The organism is Bacillus sp. BB081 (genome assembly GCF_008368895.1).
Lineage (GTDB): Bacteria > Bacillota > Bacilli > Bacillales > Bacillaceae_G > Bacillus_A > Bacillus_A wiedmannii.
This window is the reverse complement of sequence record NZ_QOZX01000014.1, coordinates 101,429-123,625: the sequence shown is the minus strand read 5'-3', so window position 1 is coordinate 123,625 and position 22,197 is coordinate 101,429. Positions and strand designations below refer to the sequence as shown.

The following is a 22,197-nucleotide window of genomic DNA, read 5'->3' as shown; positions in this document are numbered from 1 at the left end:
CTGGGAGAGAATTCATGCCCCTCATATGAGAGGCACGAATTTCACCTTATTTTTTCTTACTATGATTTGCCTCAATATTACCTTTAATTTGCTTCACTGCATTGTCAAGTGCTGCTTTTGGTGCCTCTTTTTCCGTAACAACTAATTGAAGCGCATCTCCAGCTGGTTTCCATACTTCTTGCATTTCTGGAATGTTCGGCATTGGAATTCCATTTTCAGATTGTGTTGCAACTGCTTTTGCAGCTTCATTATCTTTAATGATTGGATCTTCCATTACTGCTTTTACTGGAGGAATTTCTTTTGTTTTCTCAAATCGAATTTTTGCGTTCTCTTCATTTGTTACCCATTCAGTGAACTTTGTAGCTAAATCATTTTGTTTAGAGAAACTTGTTACATGCCACCCTTTAACCCCAACAAATGTTTTCATTGGTTGACCGTTTGGTAATTTCGGCATTGGAGCAACGCCATAATCAATTCCGTTCTTTTCCATTGCTTGGAACGCCCATGGACCATTCATGATAGATGCTGCTTTTCCTTCGTTAAATAGTCCATCAGCAGCAGGTCCACCAGATTCACCGATAATACCTTTCGGGAATAACTTTTCTTTGTACCATTTTTGAAGATATTCAGCACCTTGTACTGCCCCACTATTATTTAATCCAACATCACTTGCATTTGGCTTTCCATCTTTTTCACCAAACACATAACCCCCCATACCTGCCATGAATGCATTAGCAAAGTAGAAGTTATCTCCTAGTGTTAAAAATCCATACTTGCCATCCTTCGTAAATTCTTTTGAGAAGTTAAACAGCTCGTCCATCGTTTCTGGTGCTTTTGGCATTAATTTTTTATTGTAAATAAAGACTGGTGTCTCAATTGCTTTTGGTAAACCATATAATTTTCCGTTATATGTCTGTGCTTCTATTGATGATTCAGTAAATCTACTCTTCACAGCATCATCAGCTTTCACTTCAGAAAGTAAACCTTCTGTTACTGCGTTTCCAATTTGATCATGTGGCAATGTTACAACATCTGGTCCCGTCCCCGCTGGTCCATCAAGGCGTAACTTCTTCACTTGATCTGTCATTTGCATTTCAACGACTTTTACTTTTACTTTATATTTTTCCTCAAAACTTTTCACTGCTGGTTCTAAACCAACACCTTTTTTATCATCTTCCCAAACGAGAAGATCGTAATCTTTCTTCGCTTTACTTTCTTCTTTCTTCCCTGAATCTTTCGGTCCACATGCAGATAACATACCAATTGATAATGCTGAAACCGTTAATAATGATAATGCTTTCTTCATCCCAAAAACCTCCCTAAATTGTATATGTACCCTAATAATTGAAAACGTTTGCATTAAATAATTTAATAGAAGCGCAAACAATATCTCAATCTATGAAAACGTTTGCGCTATTTGTCTATCATTATACATTCTTTTATTCATTTTGCAAATATTAATTTTAAAATATTATTACTACACTCCTTATATATTGACTTTATATGAAATGAATACTACTCTTATAAGCAATATTAAAGCTATGTAAAAAGCAATCGTTTGCAACATATACTTTATTATTATACGTAAGGGAACAATATGCATGGAGATATTAAAGGGGGATTTTCTATATGCTTAAAGAAGCTATTTATCATAGGCCAAAAGATAATTACGCATACGCTTACGATGAAAAAACGATTCACATCCGAATACGTACGAAAAGAGAAGATGTTCAAAGCGTCACTCTTATTTACGGTGATCCTTATGAATGGAAAGAAGGGAAATGGATTACATCAAGTACACCGATGAAAAAAACTGGTTCTACTGCATTGTTTGATTATTGGTCCATTTCCATCGAGCCAAAATTTAAGCGCTTACGTTATGGATTCGAATTAAAAAATGATACAGAAACGCTTATTTATGCAGAGCGAGGATTTTTTTCCAGTATTCCAAATGATGACGTTGGTAACTTTTTCTGTTTGCCATTTATTCATGCAAATGATGCATTTCAAGCACCTTCTTGGATTAAAGACACTGTTTGGTATCAAATTTTCCCAGAACGGTTCGCTAACGGAGATCGTGCACTAAATCCAGAAAACACTCTTCCTTGGGGAAGCGCTGAGCCAACTCCAACTAATTTTTTCGGCGGAGATTTTGCTGGTATTATTCAAAACCTCGATTACCTTGTTAAGCTTGGAATTTCGGGAATATACTTCACACCTATTTTCAAAGCACATTCAAACCATAAATATGACACAATTGACTACATGGAAATCGATCCGCAATTCGGGACGAAAGAAACGTTCAAAGAACTCGTTCAAGCATGTCATACACACGGTATAAAAGTAATGCTCGATGCCGTGTTCAATCATAGTGGATACTTTTTCGATAAATTCCAAGACGTACTAGAAAACGGCGAAAAGTCTGCTTATAAAGAGTGGTTCCATATTCATGAGTTTCCAATTGTAACGGAGCCACTCCCGAATTATGATACTTTCGCGTTTACACCGTATATGCCTAAATTAAATACAGCACATCCAGATGTAAAAGAATACTTACTTGAAGTAGGGCGTTATTGGGTAAGAGAATTCAATATAGACGGTTGGCGCCTTGATGTAGCAAATGAAGTCGACCACAGCTTTTGGAGAGAATTCCGAAGTGAGATAAAGGCATTAAATCCTGAAGTATATATTTTAGGAGAAATTTGGCACGATGCACTTCCATGGCTACAAGGAGATCAATTTGATGCTGTAATGAGCTATCCTGTTACAAACGCTCTACTGTCTTATTTTGCTAATGATTCCATTAAAGCAAATGAATTTATGAAACAAATTACAGAGTCTCTCCATTCCTACTCTATGAATGTAAATGAAGCAGCGTTTCATTTATTAGACAGTCATGATACACCAAGAATATTGACAACATGTAACGGAGATAAAAATAAGTTACAGTTACTTTATGTATTCCATCTTTCCTTCATCGGCTCTCCTTGTATTTATTATGGAGACGAAATTGGTATGGACGGCGGTATGGACCCAGATTGTCGCAAATGTATGGTTTGGGATACGAAAGAACAAGATCATCTATTATTTACACATATACAAACATTAATTTCATTACGAAAGCAATATAAAGCATTTGGAGGACATGGTACTTTCCAATTCATCGAAGCAAATGATGAACATAATTATATTTCTTATACGAAAACATATGAAGATGAAACTATCTTTTTCGTTTTAAATCCGACTAATAGTGATGTTACAGCTTCACTCCCTCTCCATGTTACTGGAAAGAAAATCATTAACATTTATACAAACGAAGAATTTTCAGCGGAAGCAAGTGTATTACAAGTTACACTTCCTCCATATGGATTCTCAATCTTAAAATGGTAATAAAAAATCCTTATGCCAAGGTGTGGCATAAGGATTTTTCTTATTTCAATTTAAATACCATCGCTTCATATGGACGTAATACTATGTTATCTATCGATCCACTCTCTACGTCGTAATTGTGTATTAATAACTCTGATTCACTATAACTAATGTCCTTAGGCAATTCAAATACACATTCTTCCGCCGTAAAGTTTGCAATAACAAGAAGTTTTTCTTCTTCATATGTTCTTACGTATGCAAAAATAGAAGGATTATTATCTAATATTAAATCATATGATCCGTACACAACTATTTCATTATTTTTGCGTAGGTCAATTAATTTTTTATAGTAATAAAAAATTGAATCTTTATTTTGGATCGCTTGTTTCACATTGATTTCTTTGTAATTAGGGTTTACCGTAATCCAAGGCTCACCTGTTGTGAATCCAGCATGATCTTTATCATCCCACTGCATCGGTGTTCTAGCATTATCTCGGCCTTTTATATAAATAGACTGCATTACTTTATCTATATCTTCACCGTGCTCTATCACTTTTTCCTTATACATATTTAATGTTTCAATATCTCGATATTCATCAATCGATTCAAATCGAACGTTCGTCATTCCGATTTCTTCTCCTTGATAAATATATGGTGTTCCTTTCATCATATGAAGCACCGTCGCTAACATTTTCGCAGATTCAATGCGATACATTCCATCATTACCAAAACGAGATACAACGCGTGGCTGATCATGGTTATTCCAATACAGGCTATTCCACCCTGTATGCTCTAATGCTTTTTGCCACTTCGTTAAATTCTCTTTTAAAGTAAGGAGTGAGCATGGTTTTACATCCCATTTTCCGCCTTCTCCCGAATCTAAATCCATATGTTCAAATTGGAATACCATCTGCAGTTCTTTTCGTTCTTCCCCAGTATACATTTTCGCTTCTTCTGTCGTTACACCAGGCATTTCACCAACCGTCATAATATCATAATGAGATAATACTTCTTCATTCATTTCATGTAAATATTTATGAATGTTTGGACCATTCATAAAATGCTTATGACCTGAAACATACCCCTCTTCTTCGGTTTCAACAGCTGGTAATCCCTCTTCTTTAGAAATAAAATTAATAACATCCATACGGAAGCCATCAATTCCTTTTTCTAACCAAAACTTCATCATTTCATAAACATCTTGTCTTACCTTTTCATTATCCCAATTTAAATCTGGCTGTTTTTTAGAAAACAGATGTAAATAATATTCATCTGTCATTTCATCATATTTCCATGCAGATCCACTAAAAGCTGCTCCCCAGTTGTTCGGCTCTTTTCCTTCTTTTCCAGGACGCCATATATAGTAATCTCTATATTTATTATCTTTTGATTTACGTGATTCAATAAACCAATTATGTTCATCAGAAGTATGGTTCACAACTAAGTCCATCATAAGTTTCATATTACGTTCATGCATTTCATGTAATAGCTCATCCCAATCTTCCATCGTTCCGAACTCATTCATAATTTTACAATAATCACTTATATCATAACCATTATCATCATTTGGAGATTCATAGACCGGTGATAACCAAATGACATCAATCCCTAATTCTTTTAAGTAATCTAGCTTTGAAATAATCCCACGAAGATCCCCAATACCATCACCGTTACTATCTATAAAGCTACGAGGATAAATTTGATATACTACACTTTCTTTCCACCACTGTTTTTCCATTATGCTACCCCATTTCATTAATAATTCGATTTTCTCTTTTTTAAGGCGCAAACGTTTTCATTAATGAATGATAACAGATTCTATCTTAATTTAAAATAGCGCTTACAACTTTTATTCTTATTTTTCTAAGAAAACATACGCAAATTACTAATATTCCTCTAATAAATGAAAACGTTTTATTTTTTTGTTTATTTTTTGAATCTATTAGTTTATAATGAACTCAAAGAAAACGTTTGCATAATTTTTTCTAGGGGGCAATACCATGGCAGAATTGAAATTAGAAAACATTTATAAAATATATGATAATAATGTAACAGCTGTAACAGATTTTAATTTACACATTCAAGATAAAGAGTTTATCGTATTTGTCGGTCCTTCTGGATGTGGAAAATCTACAACATTACGAATGGTGGCTGGACTTGAAGATATTTCAAAAGGAGAGTTTTCAATTGATGGTAAGCTAATGAATGATGTCCCTCCAAAAGATCGCGATATCGCAATGGTCTTCCAAAACTATGCTTTATATCCACATATGAGTGTGTATGATAATATGGCATTTGGATTAAAACTTAGAAAAATACCAAAAGATGAAATCGATCGTCGTGTGAAAGATGCAGCAAAAATTTTAGGACTGGAACAATATTTAGATAGAAAACCGAAAGCGTTATCTGGTGGACAACGTCAACGTGTTGCGTTAGGAAGAGCGATTGTTCGAGACGCGAAAGTGTTCTTAATGGATGAGCCTTTATCCAACTTAGACGCTAAATTACGTGTTGCAATGCGCTCAGAAATTTCTAAATTACATCACCGTCTTGGAACGACAACAATTTACGTAACACATGATCAAACAGAAGCAATGACAATGGCTTCACGTCTCGTAGTTATGAAAGACGGAAAGATTCAACAAATCGGAACTCCAAAAGAAGTATATGAAACACCTGAAAATATTTTCGTTGGTGGATTTATTGGCTCTCCAGCAATGAATTTCTTCCGTGGTAAATTGACTGAAACCGATTTCGTTATAGATAATTCATTAAAAGTCAAAGTAACTGAAGGAAAAATGAAGATGTTACGTGAACAAGGCTATGTAAATAAGGAAATTGTTTTAGGTATTCGTCCTGAAGACATTCATGATGAACTATTATTTTTAGAAGCTTCACAATCTACTGCCTTCACAACAAAAATCGAAGTTGCTGAGTTACTAGGTGCTGAATCTATTTTATATATGAAACTTGGAGATCAAGATTTTGCAGCACGTGTTGATGCAAGACATACATTTTCACCTGGAGATCAAATTAAACTAGCATTTGATATGAATAAAGCACATTTCTTTGATAGTCAAACTGAACAACGTATTCGTTAAAAAATAATTTTCATCTGTATAACATACAAAAAAACCGTCCACATACTTTGAGGGCGGTTTTCATTATTATACGAGGGCTTCTACTGTATGAAATGATTGTCCTTTCGTGCCAATAATACCGAAAATCGGTAAGTCACTCAGCACCACTTCTTCTTGCTGTTTCATAAAAGATGACGTTAATTGTTTTATCTCTATCCAAACGTCATTAATACAAAGTACATTGGAATCGTTCTCTTGTTGGCGAGAAAAAATAGAATCTATTTTATATAAACCAGCATTTTGAAAAAGCATATCAATGCGACTAAATACATTCAAAGTAATACTGATAACGCGTTGCCAATCTCCTTGCTTTCCCATATCATAGGATACAAAAAGTGCTTCTCCGCCTAGATTCGTAATTTCCTCCACTGTTGCTTGTCCACTTTCTTGATCAATGTCCGTCACAATTACTTTTGCGCCTTGTTTAGCCAACAAAAGAGCTGTATTACGTCCAATACCGATGCCACCGCCAGTTACGATAGCAACTTTTCCTGCAAGCTTCATTTTCATTACCCCTTCTATAAGTCTTACCGTCATTCAGTATACTCCTTTATGAGATTAGTCTGCAAGCAAGAAAAGTTGCTCATTAATTTGTAAGCGATTACTTTTTTACTCCTTCTTTTTTCTTACTATTACGCTGATCGAAAACTAAACCGATGAAAATTAAAATCCCCCAAAAGATTACGCTACCCCCAGTCATTTCAATTTCCCCCTTATTATATAAAGATATTATTTTAATCATTATAACATTTTCTTAATTTTCAATCTATTAAAATCAAAAATGATATGGATTAACTTTTTCTTATTATATATCCTTTAAAATATATTTATATAATTAAAAAAGACCTTCTTATTTTATGTATAAAAAGGTCTCTGTTTTATTATACAAGACTTATCACTTTTGTTTTTGTAATTAAATCTTGAAAACCACAATTATCTTTGCGGAATAACATCATATATACGTTACATAATATCGGAATTCCAAGTAGCAATATGTTCGGTAATAACAATACAAAAAATCTTATAATTAATGTTTGTAATGTTAACTTTTCACTCTTCAATGAAATTAATTTTATTCTCGTTACCTTTTTACCAAGTGTAACACCGTTCCAAATAAAGGGTACCAAAATAAAATATATCGCCATTAATATAAAAACTACTGCGAGATCATATCTATAATCACCAAAACTAATATTAAAGCGATTAAAAATAGCACTATAATTTCCGGTCATAATAGCTACTACTGCACCATACATAACCGAGATTAAAAACATGTCAATTAGGGAAGCACCTATGCGATTCATTACAAGCGCTGGACGATGCATCTTTAACTTCATTTTATGTCGACTCCTTCATATCCTTCTTTACCCGTCTCATCGTACCACTTCTAAAAAACATTGTAAACTAGCGTTTCTCTTACTTTTCTTGTACAATGTGTTACAACAGCATTGTAAAGGAGGTTCCCATATTGAAAAAATGGATAATCCTATTCGTCGCATTCCTATTAGCCGGTTGTGCTGGAAATACAAATCATATAACTTATACGATTAACGATGAATACGAACTCATACGTACTTCTGGAAATGCATTTGAACTTTTCCCATCGCAAGATGCTGTATATGCCACACAATACATTCCTGCAAAAATTACAGACATAGCTTGGGATGATAAATACATTATTGCAAAACAAATTGAGGAAAAGTCAGATCCGAATAACCCTGACGGAGCAATTGCAAATAAAAAAAGTGAGAATTATTGGATTATTGACGTAAAGCATAATAAACGTTTTGGTCCTTATAATGAAAAGCAATTTAATGAACAAAAAGATGCATTTAAAATTAAGGTACCTTTTCAAAATGTAGATTCATACATAAAAGAAAAGAAAAAACAGTCAGCATAATATTTTTAACGCTGACTGTTTTTTCTTTTATGTTTTTAAAAATCCCCTACTCAGAAAGTGAGATATTAAAAGTTTGTGCCTCTTTTACAACATCTTGCGTTTCTGTATCTGCTGCGACTGCATTATCTGTTGTAAACTTAATATCCTTTACCTTTTCTTTTCCATCATCAAGTATTAAGCCGATAATACCATCTCTTGTTTCACCAGGCTTATAGTCTTCCCTTGATACATTTTTTGTACCAACGAGCGTATCTTCATCATATAAAAAGTTTTGAGTTGCAACTTTAAAATGTTGCTTATCATTAATCGTAACATCATTCATAGAGAAAAATTGCATATTTTTATTCCCGCTATTTTCCACCTTATATGTAATTTCAACGTAACGAATCGTATCACTAATCTCTGTACCACTTATCGATGCATATAACTCCGCATCTTCTTGACTTACTTTATCTCCTAATCTACGCTTTACTTCTTCAGGAGTTAATGCCGTAAATACTTTTAATGTATTTTTTGCATCTTTACTCATTTGCGATAAAGAGATTACTTTTACATCTTGTATGTGAATTTTCATTGGTGCTACTTCAAATGTTTGATTTACAGATTGAATCTGTTCTAACTTAAAAGTACCCCACCCTGTTTCTTTCACTTTTTGTCCTACTTTTTTCAGCTCACGCCCACCATATTCTTTTGTTTCAGGAATAGATTCTTTCTTCTTCGGTTCAACTTTCTTTTCTTCTTGATGGAAGCAACCACTTAACATAAGAAGAAAACTACATAAAACAAAAATATTTTTCCATGCTTTCATCATATAATTTCTCCTAACACTATCATTCATTAATATAAATTAGTCCTTTGCTTTGTAGACTATAGAAACAATGAGAAGTCCACAAAACGAACTTGTCAGTCCAGATACTATTATACCCCCTATTTGGAAAATATGAAAATAGGGATCTACAAACGCGTAAACGATAAATACTAGAGCTGCGAAAATGATTGCCGAAACCCAATACTTCCTTTTTTCTGAAGCTATCATAATATCTTTCCCTGTTTCATCTTTATACTTCCATAATACGTATAATAGGAATAAGAAACCAACACATGTACTCCCGTGTTGCATATATTTATACACCGGGATACTATGTAATTCCCTTTGTAACAATGGTATTTCCATAACGAAGTAGCCTGTCTTATGAGTAAACGCATCCCAAACGACATGCGTGAGCATACCAAATAAAGCAGAATAGCAAAATACAAAGAAATCCTTCCATGTATGAAGCCCCCACCTCTCATCTACTGCATATGCAAAATAGCCAGCAAACGGTTTAGGTAAATGTGTTATAAACGGCTTTTTTAAAATGTAATGATACATATATGCTAACAGAAATACAAGTGGTAAATTTAAATATAAGAATCCAAGCCATGTATGCCCAATAACACCATACGGTCTAAAGTGTAAAAAATATTCAAAATCAGGCGCCATACTGCCTAATATAAGAGCCGTTACTGAAATATATTTGGACTGCTTTTTCACAAAAGGAAGGACTGCTGCTGGATGCGCAAATGTAAACGGCATGTTTTAACTCCTTTTCATATCTTCAATAGAATACCATCTATCATAACGAGAGAATTGATCTTGATGCAATATTTATTTTCACATTGGAATATGATAGTTTACATGTTATAATCCACATAAAATATTCAGAAAATAAGGAGAGGTTCACGTGTCATTAACACTTGCTTTTTTCTCATTCTGCTTATCTTCTTTGTACTTACATACATCGGCTTTTTTCTGTGGAAGCACTTAAAAATTATAAAATATATGCCTGCTCTCGTTGGTTTTATAAGCGTTCTTTTTATTTTCATATGGAGGAGAATGACTTTAAGCTGGGAAGGTCTTGGCTTTGGCGCACTTCAATATACAATACTATTTGCAAGCTGTCTTACCCTTGTATTTGCTGCTTTTTTAGAATCAAAATCCGTTATGAATTGAGGTTTATATATTGATTGACGTACCCTTTTTAAAAAATGTCACATTAAAAAAAGAAAATATCCCTAGTTTTTCCGCATATCCTTACTGTCTACCCGCTATCCGAACTTTACAATCACTTGCCTTCCATCCAAATGTAACATTCATTATTGGAGAAAACGGAACGGGAAAATCAACATTACTCGAAGCAATTGCAATCGCTTTAGGATTTAATGCAGAAGGTGGAACGAAGAATTTCCGCTTTAGCACAAACGATTCACATTCATCTTTACATGAATACCTTCGAATTTCTAAAAGTTTCAATACACCAAACGACGGTTTCTTTCTTCGTGCTGAATCATTTTATAACGTTGCTTCTTATATTGATGAGATGGATGCTGATCTAGAAGCACGCGGGAATCCAGTTATTGACTCATATGGTGGTATCTCACTACACAAACAATCACACGGCGAATCATTCTTTTCCTTATTTATGAACCGTTTTTCAGGACAAGGTTTATACATTTTAGATGAGCCTGAGGCCGCTCTATCACCAATGAGGCAACTTTCCATGCTTATTCGAATGCACGAACTAGCGGAACAAGGTTCACAATTTGTTATCGCGACGCACTCTCCTATTTTAATGGCTTATCCTGAATCCACTATATATTCTTTAACACAAGAAGGGATTCATGAATCCACATTAGAAGAAACCGAGCATTACCAAACGACAAAACTTTTCTTTGAAAATCGTGATCGATTATTTCATCATTTATTTGATTCTTAATAAAAAAGAAGCAGCGATTGCTGCTTCTTTTTTATAGTGCTTCTATAAATAATGCTACCCCAATACCGCCACCGACGCATAGAGAGGCAATTCCTTTTTCTAAACCGCGTCTCTTCAATTCATGAATTAAACTTACAGTAATACGAGCTCCTGTACAACCGATTGGATGTCCAAGTCCTACACCGCTACCGTTTACATTCACTTTTTCACGGTCTAAACCTAATTCTTTCTCTACAGCTAGGTATTGAGCCGCGAAAGCTTCATTAATTTCCAGTAAATCAGCATCTTCTAATGACCAATCTACTTTTTCTAACCCTTTACGAATTGCTGGTGCTGGTCCAATACCCATAATTTTCGGATCTACTCCAGCTACTGAATATCCAACAATTCTAGCTAACGGCTGTAAGCCTTTTTCTTTCGCTTTTTCTTCGCTCATTAATACTAGAACCGCACTTCCATCATTAAGGCCAGATGCATTCCCTGCCGTTACAGATCCATCTTTACGGAAAGCTGGTTTTAATCCTGCTAATTTTTCCGCTGTAATATCTGCACGTGGATGTTCATCCTTCGAAAATACTATTTCTTTTCTACGTTCTTTTATCGTAATAGGAACAATTTGCTCGTCAAAATATCCAGACTCGATTGCTTGCAGTGCCAATGTATGACTACGAAGCGCAACTTCATCTTGTTCCTCTCTTGTAATTTCATATTGGTCAACTAAATTTTCAGCCGTTTCACCCATCATAATATGGTGAATCGGATCTTCTAGTACTTCCCACACCGTATCACGAATTTCTCCGTGCTGTAGACGTTGTCCCCAGCGGTGCTGTTTTAATGCATAAGGGCTTGAGCTCATTGCTTCTACTCCACCTGCAATTACAACATCACTTACACCTAATTGAATTTGCATTGCAGCTGACATAATTGCTTGCATACCCGAAGAACATTGACGTTGGATTGTATAACCCGTAACTGTGTCAGGAAATCCTGCCGCTAATGCAGCTGTTCTTGCAGTATTTGCTTCATCAGTTCTTTGAATACAATGACCTAAAATTACTTCATCAACTTCGTGTGGTTCTACCCCGCCTCGTTTTACAGCTTCCTGAAGTACAGGAACCGCTAATTCTACTGGCGTTACATTTTTTAGCGCTCCTCCAAAAGTTCCAATTGGCGAACGAACTGCAGCTGTAATAACAACATTATGCATTTTGCACTTGCCCCTCTCTTATGTACCCTAGTCAGTTTTTAGGTGAAATTCCATAAGATGTATGTCTACATCTATCATACTATAAACATACTAAAAAATCAAAATATTTAATATAATAAAAATAGAAGGAATTAACCTTCTATTCTGTTAATGCATATAAAAATTTTTGTAAAATTTTCTCTGTCGTTTCATTCAATTTTGGTAACTTATCTACCGGAAAATATTGAAGCTTCAATCCCTCATGATCAAGCCTTAATTCTCCACTCACATGATGCCCCTGATACAGATGAATAACATTAAAAATTTCATCCCCATTAGGATAACGGAAATATACTTCCTTTCCTGATAAGACACCTAGAAATTGCATAATTTTTGCAGTTAATCCCGTCTCCTCGAATAATTCTCGGCGAGCAGTTTCTTCCGTCGTTTCTCCTAGTTCCATCGCGCCGCCAGGTACACCCCAATCATATGTATCTGACCGATATTGAAGCAATACTTCTTGATTATCATTTAGTATAATTATTGCTGATCCAACAAGAATAAGTGGTCTTGTCCCAACGACTTTGCGTAACTCTTCAATATACCCCAATATGTAAACTCTCCTTTCCTCACCCTTCCTTATCATAACAAAATTTTTCTCCTTTTGTTGATGTAATTTCAAAGAAAAAAAAGGAAGCTTTCGCTTCCTTTTTTCCAATTTTATTTCTTAAAACTTTCATATTTTACAGCTTCAAAAGCTTCTTCAATTTCATCATTACGATAATGAACGTATGTAAAACGCCCTAATTCTACTAATCTTGCTATTTCTTGTAACGCTTTATGTTGCTCATATGTTTCCTCCAGCTTAATATGTACATAAAACTTCATTAATGGATATTCATATAAAGGTTCTCCCACCTCTACATATACATCTTCAACCCCTTGTACAACTCTTACATAACTCGCAAATTGATAAAGTGCTTCTCTGTCTGAAACGATTTTTAATGTATACATATATTCTCCCCCTTTTCTTTACTATATCAAAAAGATGACCACACCATGTTATAGAACTATGAAATTTTTTCGACTTGTAATAAACAAGGCTTTTATCCATACATAGGGTCTTTTCCCAACATATATTATAGAAAGAATTTTTTCAGTTGAGGTGTTCCTTATGGATCCATACGTCAATATATGTATTTGCATTACTCCAGGCGCCGATATTTCTGATGACCGTATCGCAAAAGATTTAGCAGTTGCAGAATCAATTTGGCACCCCATTACATTTCAAATTAAAGACGTAATTATTTTAAATGAACTTTTTCGTTTTTCTGACCGTGAAATTAGTTATAAAAATTCTATTCAAAGTCAGGAAAAATTAGCATCCTTTTTCCAAACATGTGTAAATGAAGCTCCTGCATGCGACCTTTACATTTGTTATATTGGCAGTGATTATTTCAAAGAAACAGCCGTAATTGCCTGCGCGTACTCTTTAGCCAAACAACAGCAACTTACTGGTTATATCGTTTTAACAAATTCGGCTGCTCCCATGAAAAATATATATACGCTCGCTCACGAAGTCGGTCATATTTTATTTACAAGACGTGTTCATGGAAAACTTACTCACGCAGATCCTCATTCCCCAACTGGCTCGGAGCACCATCCTTCTCCAACAAATCTTATGTACCCTATCGTACCTCGTCCTGAAAACGTCCATATTCAATCCCTATTAACAAACGAACAAAAAGCACTCTCTTTACAAAGTTCTTTATTACAAAGAAAAAAACAGTAACTGTCATGTTACTGTTTAAAACAATTTATTCCAATTAATAAACGATATACCGGCTGCAAAGGATACACTATACACCTAAAACGAATCCCTCTAAAAATCAAAATATAGTATTTCTTTGGAAATAATTTTTTGTATATCCAGAGCAGCCACTTTTTTGAAATACTAGTTTACACTTTTTCTCTCTTCAATTTTTAAAGACCATCTCATTAACCCATATATACTTCCATACATAAGTAATATCTTTGCAATTCCCCAAAATACATTTTTTTCTTCTAATCCTTTAAATATAAACATAATCGCTAAAGGAACAATTAGCACCAAAACACCCATCCAACCAAGGACATACACTTCTCCAACGAAAAGTAATAAAAAGATACTTGCTGCTAATATGTATGTTTGCATTGTCGATAATTGCAAAATAGGTGTACCGTACCATTTATCAACAAACATCAATAATACTAATAATAAAATGGGAACCATTACTATTATGTAAATAATTCCGAACTCTACAAATTTATTTTTAAAAGAAGACATTCTAAACGCAACAATGGTTCCAATAATCGTAATGATTAAGACGATAGGATAGCCAATTAACTGTATATTCGTTAGTGTAAATTGCTGATTTGGATTATTAAATAAAATATGAGTTAATATCCAATACCCGCCAATACCAATTATCATCGCAAGAATACTCTTTATACTCCCACCTTTATCCTTCTCCATCTCTTTCGCCAATTCTTCCGCATACTCTTTTGGTGAATCACCAAATATATCCGTTACCGTCTTTCCCTCTTTCTCACCTTCTATTAAATGAAGCTCTGCATCTTCTATAAAAGCGTCCACATCTTCTTCTTTCATTCCTTTTGTTATTAAATACACTTTCGTATCGATTAAAAACTTTTCTCCTTCTTTAGAAATCTGCATGATAACCCCTCCCTTATTTAACCGTTACTCTTCTATTCGTCTTCATCATAATTTCAAGGAAAATTAAAATAAACAAACTTCCGTATAAACATATAATTTGAAATAACATTGGCATAAGATCTTCTGATGTGAATGTTTTAAACAGTAACATAATAGAAAGTGGAATAATTAAATATAAGTTTTTAAACCATCCTTCAAAATACATATTTATCGCTACTGTGATGACAAATATACCTCCAGCTAATATATAGCTTTGCGTTTGAGTGAATATAAACATTTTGGTAGGATATATCACATCTAATATTGTTACAGCCCCTATTAGAAACATTGGTACGATCATAACTAAAGCCCACATAGAAAACCACGTTTTTGTAAAACTTGTTACGAAGGTCATTTTGCGAAGTAGAAAATTAGGACCCATTACAGCTACAATCAATGTAAAGCTATAGCCAATGCACTGAATAAGTGACATCTGTAATAATCCGTTATTCACTATTAGGATAGAAGCAATAATCCAAAACGATACGATATTCATTACTGTAAAACCAATTTGCTTCCACGTTTCCTGTCTATCCTTTTCCATTACTTTTACAAGTTCATTTGCATATTCTTTCGGTGAGCTTCCGAAAATATCTTCTACACTTTTCCCATCACTCTCACCCTCGATTAAATGAAGTTCTGCATCTTCTATAAAATTTTCAATATCGCTTTCTTTCACACCCTTTGCCACTAAAAATAATCTCATATCTAATAAAAACTTTCGTGCTTCACTTGATATCATTATTTTTTTCTCCCCTTCCCCTCAAGTAGACGCTCTACACTACTTTGCATCGCTTCCCAGCGATCCATAAATTCATGAAGTGCTTCCTCGCCTTTTTCTGTTAATGTATAATATTTTCGCTTTGGGCCAGATGGAGATTCCTTCATTACACTTGTTATTAATCCTTCCTTTTGCATTCGTATTAATAACGGATAAATACTTCCCTCACTCGCCATTGTAAAGCCATACTTCGCTAGCTTTTCACTCATTTCATAACCGTATATTTCACCTTCAGAAATAATAGCAAGTAAGCATCCTTCTAAAATCCCTTTCAGCATTTGACTTGTCGACATAATTCAAATCCTCCCACTATCTTGTTTTACAAGATAGATAAGCGTAAGTATCTTGCTTTACAAAATAGTATAGCAGAGACTATTTTGCAAAACAAGATAGCTAACAATATTTTTCCAAATCTTTGCAGGATTTTTATTATCCCCTCTCTAAATAGAGCAATATGAGAACTTTATTACGAAGGGATGTTTTTCACCATGGTTACAAATCGAGTTGTCTTTTTAACAGGTGCTGCAAGCGGTATTGGTTATGAAATGGGAAACGCTTTCGCAAAAGAAGGTGCAAAAGTTGTGATTACCGATCGTCTTGAAGAACGTGCAAAAGAAGCTGCTGAACAATTACAAAAAGAAGGCTATCAAGCTATCGGTTTAAAATGTGATGTTACATCTGAAGAAGAAATTACCGCTGCAATTTCTCAAACCGTTACTCATTTCGGTTCATTACATATATTAATTAACAACGCAGGAATGCAGCACGTTTCACCAATTGAAGATTTTCCAACTGAAAAGTTTGAACTACTTATTAAAATTATGCAAATCGCTCCTTTTATCGCAATTAAGCATGCCTTCCCAATCATGAAAAAACAAAAGTATGGCCGAATTATTAATGTAGCCTCCATTAATGGCCTCGTTGGATTTGCAGGAAAATCCGCCTACAATAGCGCGAAGCATGGCGTAATCGGATTAACAAAAGTTGCTGCTTTAGAAGGCGCTACTCACGGAATTACCGTTAATGCGCTTTGTCCTGGTTATGTCGATACCCCACTTGTACGTAATCAACTACAAGATTTAGCTACTACACGAAATGTACCACTTGAAAATGTTTTAGAGGATGTCATTTATCCACTTGTACCACAAAAGCGCCTATTACAAGTACAAGAAATCTCTGATTATGCTATGTTTTTAGCGAGTGAAAAAGCAAGAGGTATAACTGGTCAAGCAGTTGTTATCGATGGTGGCTATACTGCTCAATAAAAATAAAGTTTGCTCACGAAGAGCAAACTTTATTTTACTTTCTATCGCGAGGACCTTCCTACTTTAGTAATTGTTTAGGAAGTTTCTCGATTGCAACAATTACCCCATCTAATTTACTTTCAATACGATGGAGTAAATATAATGTTACAACAATCGGAAACCCTACATTACCTATCATCCTGATCCATTCTTCCATCTTTCTCTCCTCCTTTCATTATATAAATAAGAGTGAGAAATACATTTAGGCATAAAAAAACAAGCTATTATGTATTAGCTTGCTTTTCAAATAATAATGCAATTTCCTGTTTATAATCTCCTCGTACAATACCTTTCTCGGTAATAATACCTGTAATTAATTCATTTGGTGTTACATCAAATGCTGGATTATAAACAGTAGTTCCAACTGGTGCCACTTGTTTTCCAAAAATTTTCGTAACTTCTGTCTCGTCTCTTTCTTCAATAACAATTTCAGCGCCTGTTTGTTTCGTAATATCAAATGTCGATAACGGAGCTGCAACGTAAAATGGAATATCGAAATACTTTGCTAATATAGCTAAATTCATTGTTCCGATTTTATTTGCTGTATCTCCATTTGCGACAATTCGGTCCGCTCCTACAATAATCGCGTTTATTTCTTTCGTTTGAATAGCATGCGCTGCCGTATTATCTGTAATAAGTGTTACATCAATATTTGCCTGTTTTAATTCCCAGGTCGTTAAACGCCCCCCTTGTAAAACCGGTCTCGTTTCACACGCATACGCATGTAAACGTACACCTTTTTCTTTCCCAATATAAAACGGTGCTAATGCAGTACCATATCTAGCAGTTGCAATACTTCCAGCGTTACAAATTGTTAAAATGTTATCACCGTCTTTAAAGCATGTTAATGCATGTTCTCCAATACTCCGGCATACCGCTTCATCTTCTTGCTGAATGAGAAGCGCTTCTTCTTCTAATTTTCTTTGTGCTTCTTTTATTGTAGTAATTTCTCGAATTGATTCTCTCATACGATCGATTGCCCAAAATAAATTGACTGCTGTTGGGCGTGACGTTCCTAAATAATTACAATCTCTATTAAACTTCTTTTGAAATTCTTCCATATGTACAGTATTATATTTTTTTGATGCAAGTGCCAAGCCAAATGCAGCTACAATTCCAATTGCAGGTGCTCCTCGTACTTCTAGCATGACAATACTTTTCCACACCTCTTCAATCGTCGTTAATGTTTTGTATTCTGTACTATGCGGCAAATTTGTTTGATTTAATACTGCAATGGCATCACCTTTCCAACTGACAGATCTCGGAACAGTAACAATTGTACTCATGCTTTTATCCCTCCAAAAACTGTCTGTTGAAATAATGTTCGGAACAGTTGAATATCAGCGCTCTTAGATTCATATTTTATTAGTTCTTTACCTAAGGATAACGCTTGTTTCTTAGCTTGAATTCTCGTTTCTTTATTTGCTATTCCATCTAAATCAGCTACATGCGCTAAGCCAATTGTTCTACGGATAAGCTCACATCCGGCAAATCCAACGGCATCCGTAAAAATATTTTGCAAAATTATTGGCAACCATTGTTTCTCTTTCGTATATGCTTCTACACCTTCTCCAATCCATAGCTTCGTAAAAGCTTCTACAAAATAACTCCATGTTTTCTCAATATGGAAAAATAGCACACTTCTTTTTTCCTCTTCACGGGATAGTGCATTTAATAATAAATTTGCAATAAATTGGCCAAGATCAAATCCAAATGGACCATATGTTGCAAATTCGGGATCAATTACTTTCGTTTCAGCAGGTGATGAAAAAATACTACCAGTATGTAAATCACCATGAATAAGCGCTTCTTTTCTTGTTAAGAACTTATATTTATACTGTGCTACTTTTAATTTTAAATTTTTGTCACTCCACAGTTCATCCACCGCTAGTTGTAACTCTGGTTCATAATCATTCGTATCATAATGACTAAACGGATCTGTAAACACTAAATCTTCTGTAATTTTGCAAAGGTCTGGGTTTACAAATGCACCTTCTAGTACCCTTTTCTCTTCTGACTCTAACCCGAAATCTGAAGTATAAAACAAAACATGTGCTAGAAAACGACCAATATGTTGGGATAAAAGTGGGTACTCCTCTCCATCTATTAATCCTTTTCTTGTAATTGTTAGCCTCGATAAGTCTTCTATGACCGTTACTGCTAACTCTTCATCATGACTGTACACTACCGGCACATATTCCGGCACATACTTCGCAAAAATTTGTAATGCTTTACTTTCAATCGTCGCTCTTTTTATAGACAGTGGCCAGCTCTCACCAACTACTTTCGCATATGGCAGTGCTTGTTTTATTATAATAGACTTCTCTCCATCATCTAATTTGAACACGTAATTTAAATTTCCATCTCCAATTTCATGACAAACTACATTTGCTTTCTTTTCAAAATAACCGTGTTCTTTCGCATATTGTATAGCTGTCGTTTCAGTTAATGAATAATATCCCATCGTCTTCTCCCCCTTTTTTAATTCAGAGGTTTTTCTGACGTAGAAAAACCTCTTTCCACAAAGAAAGAGGTTTGAAGTTTATCTTCTCCCCTCTTATCTGCCAGAAAGGTTTACTTTCTGCTGGAATTAGCACCGTGCCTTTTGGCGTAAATAAACGCCCCATTTCACAATGGTATTACGGTCGGTTGCTGGGCTTCATCGGGCCAAATCCCTCCACCTGCTCTTGATAAGAGTTGTATAATTTTTCGAATTTTTAACTTTATGTTGAAGACTATACCAAGAATAAAAATCACTTGTCAACATTTTATTTGTATAATTCTGGACGACGATCTGCAAAAACTGGAATTCCTTTGCGTACTTCTTTAATTTTCTCAAAATGAAGCTCTCCAAATAAAATTGATTCTTCTTCATTCGCTTCTACAACAACTTCGCCCCAAGGATCGACAATTAAAGAATGACCGGCAAACTCATTATTCGGATCCTTTCCTGCCCTATTACATGCAACAACATAACACTGATTTTCAACTGCTCTTGCTTGCAGTAACAAACGCCAATGCGCTAAACGAACCAATGGCCATTCTGCTACAACAAATAAAACTTTTGCACCTTTAGCAGTATGAACGCGCATCCACTCTGGAAAACGAATATCATAACAAATTGTGCCGGCGCACTCTACATCATCTAGCCTAAATTCACCTGTACTATTTCCAGCGATTAAATATTTATGTTCATCCATAAGCTGAAATAAGTGCACTTTACTATATTCATTGACTAGTTCTCCTTCCTTGTTTACCACATACATTGTATTTGTAACACCTTGCTCTGTTTGCTTCGCTATAGAACCACCGACAATATGTACACCATATTGCTTCGACCATTCTTTCAGCTTTTCTTTCGTTTGCAATCCATCCCTATCTGCAATTTCAGTAAGCCTCGTTAAATCATATCCCGTTGTCCATAGTTCTGGTAAGACAATCACATCTGGTCTTTCCTTCATCGCTTCGCTTATTTTATTTTTAGCATTCTCAATATTTTTTTCTACATCTCCAAAGACAATATCCATTTGAATACATGCGACTTTCATTTTGTCAGCCCCATTCTTAATTTTTTCTTTACAAAATACTGGAAAGATTATATCATTTGTCACTAGAATTGTAACAACTTTCAAAAGAGGTGGAAAGTATGAAATTATTTCAACCTTCTGAGATAGTAACATCATTGCCTACACAATTTTTTGCTTCACTTGTTGCAAAAGTTAACAAAGTCGTTGCAGCTGGTCACGATGTTATTAATCTAGGTCAAGGTAATCCAGATCAACCAACACCGCAGCATATCGTAAAAGCTTTACAAGATGCTGCTGAAAAGACCATTCATCATAAATATCCGCCATTTCGCGGACACGAAAGTTTAAAAGAAGCCGTGGCAACATTCTATCAACGCGAATATGATGTAGTAGTAAATCCAAAAACAGAAGTTGCTATTTTGTTTGGTGGAAAAGCTGGATTAGTAGAATTACCAGTTTGTTTTACAAACCCTGGTGATACTATTCTCGTTCCAGATCCAGGCTATCCAGATTATTTATCAGGAGTTGCTTTAGCAAAAGCACAATTTGTAACAATGCCGCTACTTGCAGAAAATAATTTTTTACCAGAATATACGAAAATTGATGCCACTACCGCTGAGCATGCAAAGTTAATGTTTTTAAACTATCCAAATAATCCTACCGGTGCTACTGCATCAAAAGATTTCTTTGATGAAACCATTCATTTTGCTAATGAACATAATATATTAGTCGTTCATGATTTTGCTTACGGTGCTATTGGATTCGATGGTCAAAAACCTGTTAGTTTCTTGCAAGCAGACGGTGCTAAAGATACAGGTATTGAAATTTACACTCTATCGAAAACTTTCAATATGGCTGGATGGCGCATCGCTTTTGCTGTGGGGAATGAAAGTGTGATTGAGACAATTAACTTATTACAAGATCATATGTATGTTAGTATTTTTGGTGCAGTTCAAGATGCTGCCCGCGAAGCACTATTAAGTTCACAGTCTTGCGTAATAGACCTTGTAAATAGTTACGAATCTCGAAGAAACGCTCTTGTTTCAGCTTGTCACTCAATTGGTTGGAATGTAGACATTCCAACAGGCTCATTCTTTGCATGGCTTCCTGTTCCGAAAGGATATACATCTGAGCAATTTTCTAATATTTTACTAGAAAAAGCACACGTTGCAGTTGCTCCTGGTGTTGGATTTGGTGAACATGGTGAAGGATATGTCCGTGTTGGTCTCTTGCATACAGAAGATAGATTACGAGAAGCCATTAATCGAATTGATAAATTAAATTTTTTCAAAAAGTAATTGACAACATGAAAAATATCTGACAAAATTCAGTTATCTTAAAAATTTAAACATTTCTAAATACTTCTTATCAAGAGCAGGTGGAGGGACGAGCCCGACGAAACCCGGCAACCGATCTACAATTGTAGACACGGTGCTAATTCTCGCAGCATTATGCTGACAGATAAGGAGCTGGTTGTAA

General features: G+C 34.9%; 25 protein-coding genes, 1 pseudogene and 2 riboswitches. Of the genes and pseudogenes, 8 read left to right on the top strand and 18 right to left on the bottom strand.

Annotation, left to right across the window (positions count from 1 at the left end; all coding sequences use genetic code 11):
• Positions 1-46: 46 nt before the first annotated feature.
• Positions 47-1,306 (bottom strand): extracellular solute-binding protein, encoded by a 1,260-nt coding sequence (locus tag DN394_RS07170; protein WP_000709925.1) that lies wholly within the window; start codon positions 1,304-1,306, stop codon positions 47-49.
• 323 nt (positions 1,307-1,629) lie between these two features.
• On the opposite strand from DN394_RS07170, the gene DN394_RS07165 reads away from it, so the two are divergent.
• Positions 1,630-3,390, top strand: coding sequence for an alpha-glycosidase (locus tag DN394_RS07165; protein ID WP_097917841.1), 1,761 nt, complete (start codon positions 1,630-1,632; stop codon positions 3,388-3,390).
• 40 nt (positions 3,391-3,430) lie between these two features.
• On the opposite strand, the gene malL is transcribed toward DN394_RS07165, so the two are convergent.
• Positions 3,431-5,107, bottom strand: a complete 1,677-nt coding sequence (malL, locus tag DN394_RS07160; RefSeq protein WP_149293691.1) for an oligo-1,6-glucosidase — start codon at positions 5,105-5,107, stop codon at positions 3,431-3,433.
• 262 nt (positions 5,108-5,369) lie between these two features.
• On the opposite strand from malL, the gene DN394_RS07155 reads away from it, so the two are divergent.
• Positions 5,370-6,470, top strand: coding sequence for an ABC transporter ATP-binding protein (locus DN394_RS07155; protein WP_000818929.1), 1,101 nt, complete (start codon positions 5,370-5,372; stop codon positions 6,468-6,470).
• Between the two features lie 66 nt (positions 6,471-6,536).
• Here DN394_RS07155 and DN394_RS07150 read toward each other — a convergent pair whose 3' ends face one another.
• The 3 genes from DN394_RS07150 to DN394_RS07140 form a co-directional block, all read right to left on the bottom strand.
• The gene (locus DN394_RS07150) at positions 6,537-7,046 is read right to left on the bottom strand and encodes an SDR family NAD(P)-dependent oxidoreductase (RefSeq protein ID WP_098705309.1); all 510 of its coding nucleotides are present in this window, start codon (positions 7,044-7,046) and stop codon (positions 6,537-6,539) included.
• A gap of 64 nt (positions 7,047-7,110) precedes the next feature.
• Entirely contained in the window at positions 7,111-7,209 is a 99-nt protein-coding gene (locus DN394_RS07145) for a hypothetical protein (protein WP_000145657.1), read from the bottom strand.
• 181 nt (positions 7,210-7,390) lie between these two features.
• Positions 7,391-7,846 (bottom strand): RDD family protein, encoded by a 456-nt coding sequence (locus DN394_RS07140; RefSeq protein WP_000769076.1) that lies wholly within the window; start codon positions 7,844-7,846, stop codon positions 7,391-7,393.
• A gap of 131 nt (positions 7,847-7,977) precedes the next feature.
• Between DN394_RS07140 and DN394_RS07135 the strand changes: the two genes are divergently transcribed.
• The gene (locus DN394_RS07135) at positions 7,978-8,409 is read left to right on the top strand and encodes a DUF3997 domain-containing protein (protein ID WP_097917840.1); all 432 of its coding nucleotides are present in this window, start codon (positions 7,978-7,980) and stop codon (positions 8,407-8,409) included.
• 46 nt (positions 8,410-8,455) lie between these two features.
• Here the strand turns inward: DN394_RS07135 and DN394_RS07130 are convergent, their stop codons facing one another.
• Positions 8,456-9,220, bottom strand: a complete 765-nt coding sequence (locus tag DN394_RS07130; protein ID WP_097917839.1) for a CREC-EF hand family protein — start codon at positions 9,218-9,220, stop codon at positions 8,456-8,458.
• Between the two features lie 36 nt (positions 9,221-9,256).
• Positions 9,257-9,985, bottom strand: coding sequence for a DUF4184 family protein (locus tag DN394_RS07125; protein WP_097993673.1), 729 nt, complete (start codon positions 9,983-9,985; stop codon positions 9,257-9,259).
• 153 nt (positions 9,986-10,138) lie between these two features.
• Here DN394_RS07125 and DN394_RS07120 point away from each other — a divergent pair, with 153 nt between their 5' ends.
• Complete coding sequence (locus DN394_RS07120) at positions 10,139-10,402, top strand: hypothetical protein (RefSeq protein WP_097917837.1); 264 nt, start codon at positions 10,139-10,141, stop codon at positions 10,400-10,402.
• A gap of 10 nt (positions 10,403-10,412) precedes the next feature.
• Positions 10,413-11,165: an AAA family ATPase gene (locus DN394_RS07115; RefSeq protein ID WP_000567977.1), complete on the top strand. Its 753-nt coding sequence runs from the start codon at positions 10,413-10,415 to the stop codon at positions 11,163-11,165.
• A 31-nt stretch (positions 11,166-11,196) separates the two neighbouring features.
• Here the strand turns inward: DN394_RS07115 and DN394_RS07110 are convergent, their stop codons facing one another.
• The 3 genes from DN394_RS07110 to DN394_RS07100 all read right to left on the bottom strand — a co-directional run bounded on the left by DN394_RS07110 (position 11,197) and on the right by DN394_RS07100 (position 13,365).
• Positions 11,197-12,372, bottom strand: coding sequence for an acetyl-CoA C-acetyltransferase (locus DN394_RS07110; RefSeq protein ID WP_000552069.1), 1,176 nt, complete (start codon positions 12,370-12,372; stop codon positions 11,197-11,199).
• A 139-nt stretch (positions 12,373-12,511) separates the two neighbouring features.
• The gene (locus tag DN394_RS07105; protein WP_000540530.1) at positions 12,512-12,961 is read right to left on the bottom strand and encodes an NUDIX hydrolase; all 450 of its coding nucleotides are present in this window, start codon (positions 12,959-12,961) and stop codon (positions 12,512-12,514) included.
• Positions 12,962-13,071: 110 nt separating this feature from the next.
• The gene (locus DN394_RS07100) at positions 13,072-13,365 is read right to left on the bottom strand and encodes a DUF3928 family protein (RefSeq protein WP_097993678.1); all 294 of its coding nucleotides are present in this window, start codon (positions 13,363-13,365) and stop codon (positions 13,072-13,074) included.
• Positions 13,366-13,525: 160 nt separating this feature from the next.
• Here DN394_RS07100 and DN394_RS07095 point away from each other — a divergent pair, with 160 nt between their 5' ends.
• Positions 13,526-14,143, top strand: coding sequence for a DUF955 domain-containing protein (locus DN394_RS07095; protein WP_097917836.1), 618 nt, complete (start codon positions 13,526-13,528; stop codon positions 14,141-14,143).
• A 15-nt stretch (positions 14,144-14,158) separates the two neighbouring features.
• Here DN394_RS07095 and DN394_RS29720 read toward each other — a convergent pair.
• The 4 genes and pseudogenes from DN394_RS29720 to DN394_RS07075 form a co-directional block, all read right to left on the bottom strand.
• Positions 14,159-14,295, bottom strand: a pseudogene (locus DN394_RS29720) (DNA-binding protein); the annotation flags it as partial.
• A gap of 10 nt (positions 14,296-14,305) precedes the next feature.
• Positions 14,306-15,067 (bottom strand): DUF1129 domain-containing protein, encoded by a 762-nt coding sequence (locus DN394_RS07085; RefSeq protein WP_088064332.1) that lies wholly within the window; start codon positions 15,065-15,067, stop codon positions 14,306-14,308.
• Positions 15,068-15,080: 13 nt separating this feature from the next.
• Positions 15,081-15,848 carry a DUF1129 domain-containing protein gene (locus DN394_RS07080; protein WP_097993679.1) on the bottom strand — a complete coding sequence of 256 codons (768 nt, stop codon included), beginning with the start codon at positions 15,846-15,848 and terminating at the stop codon, positions 15,081-15,083.
• Positions 15,848-16,180: a PadR family transcriptional regulator gene (locus DN394_RS07075; protein WP_000107986.1), complete on the bottom strand. Its 333-nt coding sequence runs from the start codon at positions 16,178-16,180 to the stop codon at positions 15,848-15,850. Before DN394_RS07075 ends, DN394_RS07080 begins: the two co-directional genes overlap by 1 nt.
• Positions 16,181-16,375: 195 nt before the next feature.
• Here DN394_RS07075 and DN394_RS07070 point away from each other — a divergent pair, with 195 nt between their 5' ends.
• Positions 16,376-17,152: a 3-hydroxybutyrate dehydrogenase gene (locus tag DN394_RS07070; RefSeq protein ID WP_000258444.1), complete on the top strand. Its 777-nt coding sequence runs from the start codon at positions 16,376-16,378 to the stop codon at positions 17,150-17,152.
• A gap of 58 nt (positions 17,153-17,210) precedes the next feature.
• Here the strand turns inward: DN394_RS07070 and DN394_RS07065 are convergent, their stop codons facing one another.
• From DN394_RS07065 to DN394_RS07050, 4 genes are all read right to left on the bottom strand, one after another.
• Positions 17,211-17,348 carry a YvrJ family protein gene (locus DN394_RS07065; RefSeq protein ID WP_000393342.1) on the bottom strand — a complete coding sequence of 46 codons (138 nt, stop codon included), beginning with the start codon at positions 17,346-17,348 and terminating at the stop codon, positions 17,211-17,213.
• 67 nt (positions 17,349-17,415) lie between these two features.
• Entirely contained in the window at positions 17,416-18,477 is a 1,062-nt protein-coding gene (gene mtnA / locus DN394_RS07060; protein WP_098091961.1) for an S-methyl-5-thioribose-1-phosphate isomerase, read from the bottom strand.
• On the bottom strand, positions 18,474-19,655 hold the full coding sequence (mtnK, locus tag DN394_RS07055) for an S-methyl-5-thioribose kinase (RefSeq protein ID WP_048565667.1): 1,182 nt from the start codon (positions 19,653-19,655) through the stop codon (positions 18,474-18,476). Before mtnK ends, mtnA begins: the two co-directional genes overlap by 4 nt.
• Before the next feature lie 90 nt (positions 19,656-19,745).
• A riboswitch (SAM riboswitch) is annotated at positions 19,746-19,888 on the bottom strand.
• 71 nt (positions 19,889-19,959) lie between these two features.
• Positions 19,960-20,823 (bottom strand): carbon-nitrogen family hydrolase, encoded by an 864-nt coding sequence (locus tag DN394_RS07050; RefSeq protein ID WP_002107779.1) that lies wholly within the window; start codon positions 20,821-20,823, stop codon positions 19,960-19,962.
• A 14-nt stretch (positions 20,824-20,837) separates the two neighbouring features.
• On the opposite strand from DN394_RS07050, the gene DN394_RS07045 reads away from it, so the two are divergent.
• On the top strand, positions 20,838-22,016 hold the full coding sequence (locus DN394_RS07045; protein WP_098091962.1) for a pyridoxal phosphate-dependent aminotransferase: 1,179 nt from the start codon (positions 20,838-20,840) through the stop codon (positions 22,014-22,016).
• A gap of 64 nt (positions 22,017-22,080) precedes the next feature.
• Positions 22,081-22,186: riboswitch (SAM riboswitch) on the top strand.
• Positions 22,187-22,197 lie beyond the last annotated feature (11 nt).